This is a genomic window from Sulfuricurvum sp. IAE1 (assembly GCF_004347735.1).
Classification (GTDB): Bacteria; Campylobacterota; Campylobacteria; order Campylobacterales; family Sulfurimonadaceae; genus Sulfuricurvum.
Window position 1 is genome coordinate 1 of the sequence record NZ_SLTI01000021.1, and the last position, 420, is coordinate 420.

General features: G+C 66.4%; 1 protein-coding gene. It reads left to right on the forward strand.

The window, feature by feature from the left end; genetic code table 11:
• The coding region (locus tag E0765_RS03555) for a gamma-glutamylcyclotransferase (protein WP_132811849.1) at positions 1-420 on the forward strand (420 nt) is incomplete at both ends.

The following is a 420-nucleotide window of genomic DNA, read 5'->3' on the forward strand; positions in this document are numbered from 1 at the left end:
CTCTTCGTCTACGGCACCCTGAAACGGGGCTACTGGAACCATCAACGCTTCTGCGCCCAGGCCCGCAGCATCGAACCGGCCGTGGTCTGGGGCAGGCTCTACCATCTCAACGCCGGGTTCCCGGCCCTGGAAGTGCCGGAATGTCTGATCCTGGCCCGGGGCACCGCCGATCCACTGGCCGACGCCCGCAGGCAGCAGGAGAGCGGCACACCGCGCTTCGGCCGCCCGACCGGCGACTGGGATCTGATCCATGGGGAACTGGTGACCTTCACCGACCCGCAACGGGACCTGCCGCCCATCGACCGGCTGGAAGGCTTCCGGCCCGGCGGCCAGAGCATGTACCAGCGGGTGATGGTGGCCGCTGGATGCCGGAACGCTTCAATTGCAGTGTGGATTTACAGGATGGCTCGGGTTACAAAC